Here is a 14,451-nt window from a genome sequence, read left to right on the forward strand (position 1 = left end):
TTACTATAATGAATTGTTCAGGGGGAATACCGATTTGAGAATCCATATTATGAACCTGCAAGACGGAGACCGTCTGACTGCGGATACATTCAGCGATGCAGGATTACACGTTCTCGGGAAGGGAACTGTGATCAAAAGTGAGGATATCTCCTTGCTTATGCAGCACCGTGTAGATTATGTAGATATTGAATCACGTGAAGAGGAAATTACTGAGGCCGAATTTTTTGCTGCAGCGGCAAAGCATGCTTCCGGGTCAAGCGTAAGCACGAAGGAAGAGCCGCCTGAAGAAGAGATGAAGTCCCAATTTATTCAGACTGTACATAATTATCAAAATGCTTTTCTCGAAGCTCTGACTGTTGGCAAGTTCAACGCCACCATGGTGGATGATGCACTGCAACCGATGGTTGAGGGACTGGATGAGCAGAAAGATGTCGTTCATCTCCTGATGATGCTGGAACGCGATGACGTCAATAACTATACACATTCAATCCAGGTAGGTTTGTTGTCCTTCTACCTTGCGAACTGGCTCGGATATTCTCAGAAGGAAAGTTACCAGATTAGTCGTGGTGGCTATCTGCATGACATCGGAAAGTGTAAAGTATCCCATCGGATTCGGAACAAAACTGAACCGTTGACAGCGGACGAGCAGCTTGAAATGCAACGTCACACCATATATGGTCATGAAATTATCAAAAATTCCATGACGGATGAAGCGACAGCACTGGTTGCTCTACAGCATCACGAGCGGGAAGATGGCTCCGGTTATCCGATGCAGCTCGAGAAAAGTGAAATTCATCCATATACCCAGATTGTATCTGTAGCCGACATCTATATTGGTATGAGATCCGGAAGCCACGGAGGCAGTAATCCGAACCTGATCAACAACCTTAGAGATATCTATGGAATGGGATTTGGTAAACTGAATGAAAAGCCGGTTCAGGCTTTGATGCAACATTTGCTTCCTAATTTCATCGGCAAACAAGTTTTGCTGAGTAACGGAGAAAAAGGTGTTATTGTCATGAACAATACGTCTGATATTTTCAAACCGCTCATTAAAGTGGAGTCTGAAGAATATCGTGATCTCTCCAAAGAGCGTACGCTTGCTATTGATGAATTGCTTATTTAATATCGATAGTCATTGCTATTTTCATCATTACATGAAAGACGGGTCTCCTGTACTAAGACAGGGGACCCTTTTTTTGTTATATCATCCTTGATATGTTGTTCGACAAGAAAAGCAAGCGTATACTTTGCAAAGACCTTATTTTTCCTTTGTAGGAGCGATCGCCATGATTGAAGTGACAACCGAGATTACGATACATGCCTCGATTGAACAGTGCTTTGACTATGCCCGGGATATTGATGTACATACACAGACCGTCTGGAAACATACGAGAGAGCGTGCAGTTGCAGGTGTAACAACAGGAAGAATTGGAGCAGGGGATACAGTTACATTTCAGGCTACTCATTTTGGTGTCAGACAGAAGCTGAAGTCCCGTATCGGGCAGTTTGAACGACCTTTCCTTTTTGTAGATCAGATGGAGAAAGGGGCTTTCAAGAGCATGCGACATGAACATCATTTCAGCGTAATTGGAGATCAGGTAACTTGCATGAGAGATACACTTCGATTCGAAGCTCCGCTGGGATTACTGGGATGGGTAACCGAACGACTTGTGCTCAAGAGATACATGCAGGCATTTCTGGAGAGTCGCAATCGTAAGCTCAAAGCGATGCTTGAACTGCATCCAGAATTGAATGAATAAAGGAGAGAAGACGTTTGATGGATAATGAATATTATGTAGGCTGGGGCACACTTGCCTTGATTAATGCCGGACTGGCTCAGGGAAAAAACAGAAGTGGTCGGAACTGGTTTCTGATTTCCCTGTTAGTTGGTCCGTTAGCAACCCTTTTTATTGTTGTGTGGAATAAACTGGACTAGGGCATATCTGAAGTCTCGCCTTAATTCAACGATCAGCATTCCGATTGATATAACGATCGATCATCCAGAACAGAAGGGCTGCTGCACTAACGCCTGCACCTAACCAGCAAACCGCTGTCCAGCCCGCCCATGCATATACTTGGGTAGAAACGATGGAGCCGGTCGCACTGCCGATGGAATAAAAGATCATATAAGCGGCCGTCAGGCGGCTCTGCGCTTCAGGACGAACTTCGTAGATCAGGCTCTGGTTGGTAACATGTACAGCCTGCACGGCGAGATCAAGCAAGATAACGCCCAGGATCAGGAACCACAGGGAGTGATGGACATAACCGATGGGCAGCCAGGACAAGAGTAGAATGACAAGTGAGATGCCGGTAGTTTTTTGCCCAAGTCCCCGATCGGCGAGCTTACCTGCACGAGCAGCAGCCAACGCTCCCGCCGCTCCTGCGAGACCGAATGCGCCTATGACTGTATGAGACAGGGACAGTGGAGGGCTACTTAGTGGCAGAACCATGGAAGTCCACAAGATGCTGAAGGCTGTAAAAATCAGCATGGCCAGTATACCGCGTACTCGTAATACAGGCAATTCACGGTACAGTAGCAAGACAGATCTGAGCAATCGGAAGTAGCTTTGTTTTACTTGAGGGGACTGCTGCCTTGGGAGCACAAGATATAAGGCGACAATTCCGAGTAATGTAAGGCTGGCGGAGAAGAGATATACCGATCTCCACCCGAGCCAATCGTTCAGCGTACCTGCAACCGTTCGTGCAAGCAAAATGCCAATGACGATTCCACTGGTTACCTGTCCGACAATGCGACCACGTTCAGAGGGGGCTGCCAAGTGTGCAGCGAAGGCAACAAGCGTTTGTGTAATGACCGCGAGTAGACCGACGACAGCCATGCCCGTGAATAAGAGGGAGCTGGACTGTGAGGTTCCTACCAGAACCAGTGCAAGCACAGATAAGAGCATCTGAATGATAATCAGCTTGCGACGGTTTAAGAGGTCACCAAGTGGAACGAGAAGGAACAATCCCAGTGCATAACATATTTGAGTCACTGTGATGACAATACCTATGGACGAAGGAGAGAGGTTATATTCTTGAGCAATGGAGTCCAGCAAAGGCTGAGCATAATAGATATTGGCGACCGCAAGTCCGCTGCACACGGCAAAGAGAAGAGCGACTAACCGTGAAATGGCGGGACGATCCTTATGGGATAATTGTGCATCTGGAGAAGAAGTTTGCATGAATGGATGTCACCTTTCTATTGTGTACCGATTGGTATGATATGTTTCCGCATAACCATACTTTAATTGTGGGAATCCTGTCAACAGTGATTTAGGTGAGGGTTGAACTAAAGAATATTTACACAGAGACTGCGATGACATAATAACAATCCGATAGCTGTTATATAAAGATTATTTGATTCATTTATAGCCAAAAAATTCCTTTCCGGTTATTTGGTTTTGACTTTGTAATAAGAGTGAGATTACAATATAATAAATACTGATCGATACATAAAGAGGTGGATTTTATGGTTAGACAACGGGAATTTGATACGGATAAAGCACTTGATGCAGCGATGCATACGTTCTGGGACAAGGGATTCGAAGCGGCATCTTTGAGTGATTTGACGACTGCGATGGGCATTCAACGCCCCAGTCTGTACGCAGCTTTTGGGGATAAAAAGGAATTATTTGAAACAGCGCTTCGCAGGTATACCACTCAGCATGCGGCTCAAGTCAGAGCCAGACTTCAGCAGGGCACCTCCGTGCGAAAAGCCTTTCGTGGACTGTTTGAACATATTGGAGCAGAGGGAAGTGTGACCGAGCCCAGTCACGGCTGTTTTTGCATTAATACAATGGTTGAACTGGCCCCGCATGATCCCAAATTTGCTGTCCTTACAAGGGAGCATCAGATGTACCTGGGTGTTCTTTTCAAGGAAACGATAGAAAGAGGGCAACAGAGCGGGGAGTTGTCTGCGGATATGGATGCGATTGCGGTCGCACAGTCTCTGGTCGTATCAATGATTGGACTGACTGTATTGATGAAATCAGGACCAGACCGCTCTTTTGTAGAGCAAAGCATCCATGTTACATTGTCTTTACTGAATTAGTGGGGGATGATGTTTGTTTAAATTGATGCGGAATTGCTACAATATAGTTATGAATTGAGCAGGTATAGGAGGAGATCAGGAATGAATACGAAGTTGCGGTGTGCCGTTTTGGATGATTATCAGAACGTTGCGTTGACGTCGGCGGACTGGAGTGCGTTGATGGATCGGGTGGAGATTCAGACATTCAACAACTATATGGGTTCGGAAGAAAAAGTCATCCAGGAATTGCAGGATTTCGATATGGTGGTCCTGATGCGGGAACGCACACCGTTTCCGGAGAATGTCATTTCGCAGCTCCCGCGGTTAAAACTTCTGATTACAAGTGGTATGCGCAATGCATCCATAGACCTCAAGGCTGCGGAGCAGAACGGGATCATTGTGTGTGGAACCGAGGGCAGCTCCAACCCGCCGACCGAACTTACGTGGGCGCTCATTCTGGGACTGTCCAGACAATTAGTTACGGAAAATAATGCACTTCGCTCCAATCGAAACTGGCAGAGCACGGTCGGGTTGGATCTGTATGGGAGAACACTTGGATTGCTCGGTTTGGGCAAAATAGGTACTCGTATGGCTGAGATCGCACAAGCATTCGGTATGGATGTGATGGCCTGGAGCGAAAATCTGACACGAGAGAAAGCCGAAAAACATGGTGTCATCTGGGCCGAAACCAAGGAGCAACTGCTTGCACAGAGCGACATCGTATCCATTCATCTCGTATTAAGTGATCGAACGCGCAACTTGATCGGACAAGCTGAATTTCAACACATGAAACCTCATGCGCTATTAATTAATACGTCACGAGCGGGCATTGTCGATCAGGAAGCTATGGTGGAGGCATTGCAGAGTGGTTGGATTGCAGGTGCAGGTCTGGATGTATATGAGCAGGAACCACTGCCTGTTAACCATATCATGCGAACATTGCCCAACGTCTTGGCCACACCACATCTGGGTTATGTAACTCGTGGCAATTATGAGATCTATTATCATCATACCGTAGAAAATATAGAGATGTTCCTGAAGGGAACACCGATCAGGCAACTGCTTCCTTAGAAGGAATGTATGCTGAATAACCATTTACCCTATAGTTGTATAGACTCAAAGACAAAAAAGGTGCTGCCAGGAAATAACCATCCCTGAGCAACACCTTTTTTAGTGTAACTGTGTAGAAAAAGAAATGAAGAGATAGCCTCAGCCGGAGCTGTAAGGTATTCTGCTCTATTTCAGTCGCCAAGTTTAACGGTGCGGTCCTTGCGAAGAAGAACGGATCATGGCAACGCTCGATTCGCGAACGATTAGGCGCGGTTCAAATTGAATGTGCTCGTAGTCGGTCGTGTTCATCTCCCGAATTCGTTTTAACAGCAGCTCGGTAGCAAGTCTGGCGACTTCTTCTCCCATAATGGATACAGAACTAATCTGTGGAGACGAGACGGTAGTCCATTGATTGTTATCCACGCCCACTACTGCCACATCTTCGGGCACACGCACCCCCAACTCCTTGAAGCGATTAACCAATCCGATGGCAACCATATCATTAATGGCATAGACCGCATCTGGCATATGCGTAAGTCCGTAGAAATAATCGGCAGCATTGGCCCCTGTATTCAATGAAAAGTCCTCACCAAAATAGACGAGAGAAATATCCACATGGCCAACGGCATGTTCATAAGCACGGAAGCGTTCTTCAATAATGTCCTTGGGTGCTCCTGCATATGCAATTCGGGTTCGACCGATCTTGAACAGATGTTCCATCACCAATTTGCCTTCAGGTTGAGACAAGGAGACGATATCCGCCTTCATGCCCGGTTCCAGTTTCTTTCCGTAATTAATCATGGAGATAGGGAGGGGGGCTTTATCAATCAGTCCGGGCAAAGTTTTGGGATACGCGAGGGGCATGAAGATCAGCCCGTCCACATGCAGTTTTTTCACATTACGAATGGTTTCCAGTTCCGTTCGCGCATTGCCCGCCGTATTAATCTGCACGACATGGTATCCATGCTGCTTCGCGGTTTGCTCCACGGACCAGGAAATTTCCGGAATGATGGCGTTACGTATGTCGGGTACAACGAGCGCGATCTGGTGCGTTTGCCGGATTTTCAGACTCTGTGCAGAGGTGTTGGGTACAAATCCAAGTTCTTCAATAGCCTGCATCACCTTATCTCGTGTTTTACTGCTGATGCCTTCTGAATTGTTGATGGCCCGGGATACGGTAGCGATGCCCACGCCAGCACGTTCTGCCACGTCCTTGATCGTAAGTTTCTGTTCTTTACTCAATGTATGGTTACCTCTCTTTATCGGAAACGATTCCGAATTATCGGGATATGTATGCATTTCACGATGTTTATATAACTTGATTATAACATTTGAGCGATGAAGTATCCCATGAAAGGACCAGATTTATGTGGAGGCTTTGATTAAATTTCAATCGGTCTGTCATGATATCAGTCATAACAGCTGTCGTATATATGTTAATAACATGGATCACATCGCTTGTGATACAGCAAAGACAACTAAAATTAAAGTATGAGCATTCAAAATTGAACTTGATATGATCACGAGATAGACATATTCGTGGAGAAATTTGTTTGACAGCGTATCTAAAATGTGACATATTTAATTTACGGAAACGTTTCCGATTATATCATAACTTATGATCTGGGAGATGAATTGAATGAAAGCATTACGTTGGCATGGAGTCAAAGATTTACGTCTTGAAAATATTAATGAACCTCATCCTGAAGAAGGTAAGGTCAAAATAAAAGTGGAATGGTGCGGCATCTGCGGCAGTGATTTGCATGAGTACACAGCAGGGCCGATCTTTATTCCGGCTCAAGCACCGCATCCGCTAACAGGGGAACAAGCGCCTGTAGTTATGGGCCATGAATTCTCAGGACAGGTCGTTGAAGTAGGCGAAGGCGTTACCCGTTTCAAAGCGGGCGATCGTGTTGTGGTAGAACCAATCTATGCATGTGGACACTGCGAAGCTTGTAAACAGGGCAGATACAATCTGTGCGATCAGATGGGTTTCCTTGGTCTCGCTGGAGGCGGAGGAGGTTTCTCCGAGTATGTAACTGCTGCAGAATCCATGGTCCATGCTATACCAGATTCAATCTCGTATGAGCAAGGTGCATTGGTTGAGCCTTCGGCTGTAGCACTTCACGCAGTACGTCAAAGCAAGCTGAAAGTGGGCGATACCGCAGCTGTGTTTGGGGCAGGTCCGATTGGACTTTTGGTCATTGAAGCACTCAAGGCTTCGGGAGCGTCGGATATTTATGTTGTGGAGCTATCGGATGAACGGAAAGCAAAAGCCGAAGAGCTGGGTGCCATTGTGATAGACCCAACGCAGTTTAAAGTGGTGGAAGAGATCCATCAACGTACACAAGGCGGCGTTAACGTAGCCTATGAAGTAACGGGTGTTCCACGTGTACTGCAACAAGCCATCGATTCGACACGTATTGGTGGAGAGTTGATGATCGTCAGCATTTTTGAACAGGAAGCACCGATTCTTCCGAACTCTATTGTCATGAAAGAGCGTACGGTCAATGGTATTATCGGTTATCGCGATGTATTCCCGGCAGTCATCAGTCTGATGGATAAAGGTTTCTTCCCGGCAGAGAAGCTGGTGACCAAACGAATTACGTTGGATGAAGTGGTGGAGCATGGATTTGAAGCGCTGCTGAAAGAGAAAAACCAGGTTAAGATTCTGGTGAAAGCAGAATAATAGAGCAGCAAACGAAAAAAGAAGTATGAAGCCGGGTTGAAATTACTAAAAATCCAGTAGACAGCGGCAATAGGATGATTACAAATAGACAACGTATCTTTCGATGCGATTGTCTATTTTTTTTGTATAGATCGGGCGGAATTTGTTGCATGTACGGGTGGTTTTACATAGTATAAAAAGATACAATTTGTATCATCTTGGTGTGAAGGGATTTATCATGAAAATATGAAGGAGGAAGCGGACATGCAGAGACATGCGAAATGGACAGCCGTCATTTTGACTATCGTTGCAGGAGTGAGCTGGATGCTTATGGGTAACTCCAAGCCAAGAAACAACACGTCAACGAGTCAACCACCTGCGACTGAACGTGGGCTTGCCAAGGTGTCGAACGCACCGATCATTTCAGCGGATGTAACTTCGAAGATTGAACTGCTGGGGAGACCTTTTAGCAAAACACCCTATGCCAATAACGTCTGGGACATGCAACTGTACAACGGCAAAATATATTTGGGTCACGGAAATAGCAGCAATCTGGGCGTAGCGCCGAATTCAGGTCCTATTCCAGTCATTTATTATGATACAGCGAATGCAAAATTCAAGACCCAGTCGGTAACCAACAGCAACCCGGGCATTCTACCATCGACCAAGATGTATGTGGATGAGGAACAGATTGATATCTACAGAGTATTGAACGACAAGTTATATATTCCTGGCAATGATTCCGATAGTGAGCAGTGGGAACTTGGCAACTTCTATCGTCTGGATGGGGATGTATGGACCAAATATCGCAATCTGCCGCTTGGTGTACACGTATACGATCTGGCATCCTATCAAGGCAAGATGTTTGCCGCGCTGGGTACGGACTCCAAACCAACTATATTAATCTCTCATGATGAAGGTGAAACTTGGCAGAAATATGCGACCATCAATACGTTTGGCTTCCGGGCGTATACGATGTTCCATCTTAATGGCAAATTATTTGCCTCTGGCATGATGTATCCTGCCAATAAAATATGGAATGATAAAACCAATATCCTGGAGATTAATGAACAGCTTCAGAAACGGGACGTTGTCATCTATGGCAACAAAATGCTGCCTGGGCTAACCTATCAAACGGGCACGATTCCTTATAATAAAATAGGCAAAAATGTTAACTTTAATAATAAGTTGCTCTATATAGCCGGAGGCGTGTTCAATGATGGACAGCTGCTGCCCAAATCGTTGAATGTCATGACCGACATTAATCAGGCAAGACGAGTTAATCTGCCAGATGCCAAGGCGCTTCCTACCGATGTGCTGTTGCGGGATGGCAAGGTATATGTGCTTACGTACACCCGGCAAAGTGCTAATCTCTATATTAACAGGGTCTATCAATCGACTGATCTCACAACGTGGAATGAGATTTTACGCTTTAACCAGGACACGTACGCCAAGTCATTCGAAGAGAATGACGGAGATTTCTACTTCGGTCTCGGTACCGATCCGGATGTATTATCGACTTCGTCAGGCAAATTACTTCGTGTAAATCGCGGTGATATCCCCGTGAATGCTAATTAAATTGGAAGGAAGATTATGGATTATATACTATGCTACATCCACATTATTGGTGACCGGGAAAATACCTGAAGATGTAGTAGAATACGGGTGGACTGCTGCGGCAGTTTGTTCTGATGGAGGCTGCCACAAGGTAGCTTTCTTTTTTTGTCCATAAGATTAGTATGAATGCCTAACTTCGAAAATTTGAAAATAAAATTAAGAAACTATAAAATGGATAGAGAAATAACCTTAAACCAGTCAACTGGATTAACCTGTTACGATATACAAAAGCATGACGCATTTCACAGGAGTGCGGAGTTCCATACTTCCAATTGCAAAGGAGCAATATACTATGAACGTACCTTCAGCATTATTCAAACCCTTCACCTCGGACAAGCTAACCTTGTCTAACCGAATTGTGATGGCACCCATGACACGTGGATTTTCACCAGAGGGCGTACCTGGACCAGAAGTTGTTGAATACTACCGTCGTAGAGCAGCAGGCGGAGTGGGGCTTATCATTACAGAAGGCACAGGTATTAATCATCCGTCTTCCGTCAGTGGGGCGAGTATTCCATTGTTCCATGGTGAAGATTCACTGCAAGGATGGGCTAACGTAGTGAAAGCAGTACATGAAGCAGGTGGCAAAATCATGCCACAATTGTGGCATGTGGGTACAGCGCGTCGTTCTGGCGACTTGCCTAATGCTGAAGCTGAACCGGTAAGTCCGTCAGGTGTTAGCATGGCAGGAGAACCATCACGTGAACCCTTGACGGAAGAGGAGATTCAAGGTCTTGTTCAAGCATTTGCCCAAGCCGCAGCGGATGCACAGCGAATTGGGTTTGACGGCATTGAGCTGCACGGAGCTCATGGCTATCTAATTGACCAATTCTTCTGGGAGCAGACGAACCGACGGACCGACAAGTATGGCGGTGATTTGGTACAGCGAACCCAATTTGCAGTTGAAGTGATTGAAGCTTGTCGTGCGGCAGTTGGTCCTGATTTCCCAATTGTGCTTCGATTCTCCCAATGGAAGATGGGGAATTATGATGCACGCCTGGTGGAAACGCCGGAACAATTGGAGCAATTCCTGGCACCACTCAGTGCTGCAGGCGTGGATATATTCCATTGCTCTACACGCCGGTTCTGGTTGCCAGAATTTGAAGGTTCCGAGCTAAATCTTGCGGGTTGGACACAAAAAATAACAGGCAAACCAGCTATTTCAGTTGGATCGGTAGGGCTGGAAGCTGAATTTGTCGACAGAGCAACGGAGAACCAGGGAACAGGGGATGCCCATCTGGATTTATTAAATGATAAGCTGGAGAATAATGAATTTGATCTGATCGCCCTGGGCCGCGTTCTGCTGAGTGATCCAGAATGGCCTGCCAAAGTTCGTGAAGGTCGCCCATCTGAAATCATTCCTTTTACAACGGAAGTGTTGCAAACACTCCATTAATAGAAGCCTAAGAACGTTTGGTGAAAGGTGAACTAACGCTGAACGGCAACGATTTACAACGAAAAGTAAAACAAAAACGAACAAATAGGCCGCCTTTGGGCGGCTTTTTGAGCTACCTATAATAATAATTTCAACATATGAAAAATTCACAATAGAAAAGCACTTTTCTACACCGTTGCTCCTATTGATTGTCCGCATCCACCGCACACGCACCTAGTCACAACACCATTGGGTTCCACATTTCAGGTTCTATAGCAACCATTTTTTTCGCTGCATATATGTCAGCACAACGATTCAATCCTCAGAAGCGCTCATTTTGAAAATCATTCACCTTGTGATAAGGTTAGGCCTGAACCTTTGAATTACCGTGACAACATTACATAAGGAGGATGAATATCCTTGTATAACTATAGGTACAACTCGAACAATCAATGGAAAAAAACATTGCAGATGATGTGTCTCATGCTGGGGATCGTTCTGCTTTTATCGGCATGCGGCCAAGCTCAGAAACCTTCTTCCGCAACGGACTCGAACATCGATTCGAACACAGACTCCAACACAGGGCAAACTTCCTCATCACCGGAGCAGAATACCGTTCCATCGCAGGAACAAGCGCAAGAGGAAGCTGACCCGGTGCAGGAGCAGCTCAGTTCACTGACGTTAGAAGAGAAGATTGGACAGATGATACTGGCTGGTGTTCAGGGAACAACGCTGGATGCTCAAGCCAAACAGATGATTATGGATCAGAAGGTAGGGGGCATTATTTTCTATGCCAACAATGTAACGACGCTTGAGGGAACAGCCAAGTTTGTGCAATCCATCAAGGACACGAATCAGTCCAATCCGGTACCGATCTTCATGAGTGTGGATCAGGAGGGCGGCAAAGTCAGCCGTATGCCAGAGACGGTGGAATCCATTCCTTCCAACAAAAAGGTAGGCCAGACGAACGATAGCGCGCTCGCTGAAACGATGGGGGAATTGCTGGCGAGACAGGTTCAACTTGCAGGTTTTAATGTGGACTTCGCTCCTGTACTGGATGTGAACAGTAATCCGAAGAACCCGGTGATCGGAGATCGTTCATTCGGCAGCTCGGCTGAACTCGTGTCACGTATGGGGATTGCGGAGATGAAAGGCTTTCGTAATGAAGGCATTATTCCGGTAGTGAAGCATTTTCCGGGTCATGGGGATACGTCCGTAGACTCCCATCTTGATCTGCCTGTCGTGAACAAAACGGAAAAACAACTGGCTGAGCTGGAATGGATTCCGTTCCAGGCCGCGGTGAAGGAGCAAGTTGAAGCGGTCATGGTTGCACATATTTTGTTCCCGAAGCTTGATCCGGATCATCCGGCTTCTTTATCGGATGTCATTATTGGTGAACATTTGCGCGGCAAATTTAAGTATGACGGTGTCGTCATCACAGATGACCTGAGTATGGGAGCAATAGCGAAGAATTTCAAGTTGGACGAAGCTGCTCTAGCAACGGTTAAAGCAGGAAGTGACATTCTTTTGGTAGCTCATAGTTATGAAAGTGCCAAGACGATTTTTGACACGTTAATGAGTGCAGTGAAGTCAGGCGAAATCTCCGAATCTCGAATTGATGAAAGTGTATATCGAATCCTGGCACTGAAGCAACAATACAAGTTATCGGATGACCAGAAAGCTTCAGGAGATCTGAAACAATTGAATGCAGATATTGTGGATTGGCGTAAGCAAGTCGATGCTCGATAATCAATCCTGTGATATGATTTTGGCAGAGGTGAGACCCAACCATGTATACCATTATGATTATAGAGGACGACCCCAAGATTGCGGGATTATTGAAATCACATATTGAGCGCTATGGGGACAAGGCCGTTTTGGCCGAGGATTTTGAGACGATAGTACAACAGTTTGAGCAGGTGCAGCCGCATGTGGTGCTTCTGGATATCAATTTACCGAGCTACGATGGTTTCTATTGGTGCCGCCAGATTCGTACGCTGTCTACATGCCCGATTCTGTTTATCTCCGCTCGGAGCGGAAAAATGGATCAGGTTATGGCACTGGAGAACGGGGCGGATGATTATATTACGAAGCCGTTTGAACATGAGATTGTTATAGCCAAAATTCGGAGTCAGCTGCGCCGGGTGTATGGGGACTATGCTGTACGTGACGAAGAACGCAAGGTGGAACTGGACGGTTTGGTTGTGTATCTGGAAAGACAGGAGATTCAACTCGCTGATCTTAAAGTGCAGTTGACGAAGAAGGAAACGATTTTACTGGAGACATTACTGCGTCGCAGTCCCAAGCTTGTGAGCAGGGAGACGATTCTGGAGAAGCTGTGGGATGACTCTTTTGTGGATGACAACACACTTAGTGTTAACGTTACCCGGGTGCGTAAACGATTAGCCGAGCTTGGCATAACGGACGCACTGGAGACGGTCAGAGGTTCAGGTTACCGACTGAACAATAACTGGAAGTCCTCTTCACCGTCATGAGATTGTTTATACGAGAACATCTCGCTTTAACTTGCTGGGTTGTTGCTATCTTGTTCACCGTTATTGCAGTGTTCTGGTATGACGGTTACAACGATTGGGTCACGGCTGCTTATGCCGTAGCGTTGGGATTATTTTTATACGGTGCATATTTGGTCTATCGTTATTATTCACATCGCTCTTTTTATGCCCGGATGACACGATCGATGGATTCGCTGAAGGAATTTGTACCATTGAACGAAACAAGTCCTTTATCACTGGCGCTGGAGAAGCTTCTGGATTCACAATACGGGCAGTATCATGCTCATCTGCATCGGCTGGAACAACGGCAGCAAGAATATCTGACGTTTATGAACCAGTGGGTACATCAGATGAAGACACCGTTATCCGTCATTGAGTTGACCGTGGAAGGTCAGGAAGATGACGACCCTAGGCTCATAAGCATTCGAGAGGAAGCAGACCAGATGAGACGGGGATTGGAGACTGTGCTGTATGTGGCGCGTTTGGATACCTTTGAACAGGATTTCAGTGTCGAACCCGTGGTACTGAAGAACGCTGGTGAAGAGGCGATCCATGAGCTGAAACGATTCTTCATCCGTAATCACGTTTATCCAGAGATGCATATCGATTCTTCGCTGGTTGTGCAGTCCGATGCCAAGTGGATTCGGTTTGTCTTGGTACAGTTACTGTCGAACGCAATCAAGTACTCTGCGGGCAGCGGGCAAAAGATCTATCTGCGTGCGTATGAAGCGGAACGCTCCATCATGCTGGAAGTCAAGGATCAAGGCATCGGGATTCCAAAGTCTGATCTGAACCGGGTATTCCAACCTTTCTTCACCGGGGAGAACGGGCGGCATTTCAAAGAGTCCACAGGCATGGGGCTGTATATTGCAAAAGAAGTGCTGACGAGAATGAACCATCGGATCGAACTTGAATCCGTGTATGGCGAAGGAACGACCGTCCGAATTACATTCAAATCCTGAAGTGGCAGGTTGAATATAAGATTGTGGCGTGAGGTGTGTATTTTTGTTGAAGAAGTGTGAGTAGAGTATGAATTACAGTGTAGGTGTAAGTTTAGACGTCTATTGCCTGGTTGAGGCGAAGACGTCTTTTTGATTTTCATGATGCAACCTTACAACATTGTCATGTTGATGAAAGGTTAAACCATAGGAGAATGGCCGAAACTTCGATAGACTGTAGTCATAAGAGTACAGGA

13 protein-coding genes are annotated in these 14,451 nt (G+C 46.0%); 11 read left to right on the forward strand and 2 right to left on the reverse strand.

From position 1 onward, the window contains the following. Window positions 1-34 precede the first annotated feature (34 nt). The 3 genes from NYE45_RS12645 (at window position 35) to NYE45_RS12655 (ending at window position 1,939) form a co-directional block, all read left to right on the forward strand. Complete coding sequence (locus NYE45_RS12645) at window positions 35-1,126, forward strand: HD domain-containing phosphohydrolase (protein WP_062834101.1); 1,092 nt, start codon at window positions 35-37, stop codon at window positions 1,124-1,126. 163 nt (window positions 1,127-1,289) lie between these two features. Next, window positions 1,290-1,763 carry an SRPBCC family protein gene (locus tag NYE45_RS12650; RefSeq protein WP_340016883.1) on the forward strand — a complete coding sequence of 158 codons (474 nt, stop codon included), beginning with the start codon at window positions 1,290-1,292 and terminating at the stop codon, window positions 1,761-1,763. A 14-nt stretch (window positions 1,764-1,777) separates the two neighbouring features. Further along, on the forward strand, window positions 1,778-1,939 hold the full coding sequence (locus NYE45_RS12655; protein ID WP_167350827.1) for a hypothetical protein: 162 nt from the start codon (window positions 1,778-1,780) through the stop codon (window positions 1,937-1,939). 25 nt (window positions 1,940-1,964) lie between these two features. On the opposite strand, the gene NYE45_RS12660 is transcribed toward NYE45_RS12655, so the two are convergent. Continuing rightward, entirely contained in the window at window positions 1,965-3,185 is a 1,221-nt protein-coding gene (locus NYE45_RS12660) for an MFS transporter (RefSeq protein WP_340016884.1), read from the reverse strand. 287 nt (window positions 3,186-3,472) lie between these two features. On the opposite strand from NYE45_RS12660, the gene NYE45_RS12665 reads away from it, so the two are divergent. Then, window positions 3,473-4,054, forward strand: a complete 582-nt coding sequence (locus NYE45_RS12665; protein WP_340016885.1) for a TetR/AcrR family transcriptional regulator — start codon at window positions 3,473-3,475, stop codon at window positions 4,052-4,054. An 81-nt stretch (window positions 4,055-4,135) separates the two neighbouring features. After that, on the forward strand, window positions 4,136-5,104 hold the full coding sequence (locus NYE45_RS12670; RefSeq protein WP_340016887.1) for a D-2-hydroxyacid dehydrogenase family protein: 969 nt from the start codon (window positions 4,136-4,138) through the stop codon (window positions 5,102-5,104). A gap of 183 nt (window positions 5,105-5,287) precedes the next feature. Here the strand turns inward: NYE45_RS12670 and NYE45_RS12675 are convergent, their stop codons facing one another. Next, window positions 5,288-6,325 (reverse strand): LacI family DNA-binding transcriptional regulator, encoded by a 1,038-nt coding sequence (locus NYE45_RS12675; protein WP_340016888.1) that lies wholly within the window; start codon window positions 6,323-6,325, stop codon window positions 5,288-5,290. Window positions 6,326-6,722: 397 nt separating this feature from the next. Between NYE45_RS12675 and NYE45_RS12680 the strand changes: the two genes are divergently transcribed. From NYE45_RS12680 to NYE45_RS12705, 6 genes are all read left to right on the forward strand, one after another. After that, window positions 6,723-7,772 (forward strand): 2,3-butanediol dehydrogenase, encoded by a 1,050-nt coding sequence (locus tag NYE45_RS12680; RefSeq protein WP_340016889.1) that lies wholly within the window; start codon window positions 6,723-6,725, stop codon window positions 7,770-7,772. 243 nt (window positions 7,773-8,015) lie between these two features. Next, window positions 8,016-9,329 carry a hypothetical protein gene (locus NYE45_RS12685; protein ID WP_340016890.1) on the forward strand — a complete coding sequence of 438 codons (1,314 nt, stop codon included), beginning with the start codon at window positions 8,016-8,018 and terminating at the stop codon, window positions 9,327-9,329. A 331-nt stretch (window positions 9,330-9,660) separates the two neighbouring features. Further along, complete coding sequence (locus tag NYE45_RS12690; RefSeq protein ID WP_340016891.1) at window positions 9,661-10,764, forward strand: NADH:flavin oxidoreductase; 1,104 nt, start codon at window positions 9,661-9,663, stop codon at window positions 10,762-10,764. Window positions 10,765-11,163: 399 nt separating this feature from the next. Then, complete coding sequence (nagZ, locus tag NYE45_RS12695; protein ID WP_340016892.1) at window positions 11,164-12,492, forward strand: beta-N-acetylhexosaminidase; 1,329 nt, start codon at window positions 11,164-11,166, stop codon at window positions 12,490-12,492. Between the two features lie 41 nt (window positions 12,493-12,533). Further along, window positions 12,534-13,238, forward strand: a complete 705-nt coding sequence (locus NYE45_RS12700; protein WP_340016893.1) for a response regulator transcription factor — start codon at window positions 12,534-12,536, stop codon at window positions 13,236-13,238. Continuing rightward, the gene (locus NYE45_RS12705) at window positions 13,235-14,218 is read left to right on the forward strand and encodes a sensor histidine kinase (RefSeq protein WP_340016895.1); all 984 of its coding nucleotides are present in this window, start codon (window positions 13,235-13,237) and stop codon (window positions 14,216-14,218) included. The genes NYE45_RS12700 and NYE45_RS12705 overlap by 4 nt, the downstream gene beginning before the upstream one ends. Window positions 14,219-14,451 lie beyond the last annotated feature (233 nt).

Origin of the sequence: Paenibacillus sp. FSL K6-1318 (assembly GCF_037976905.1) — a bacterium.
Lineage (GTDB): Bacteria > Bacillota > Bacilli > Paenibacillales > Paenibacillaceae > Paenibacillus > Paenibacillus amylolyticus_A.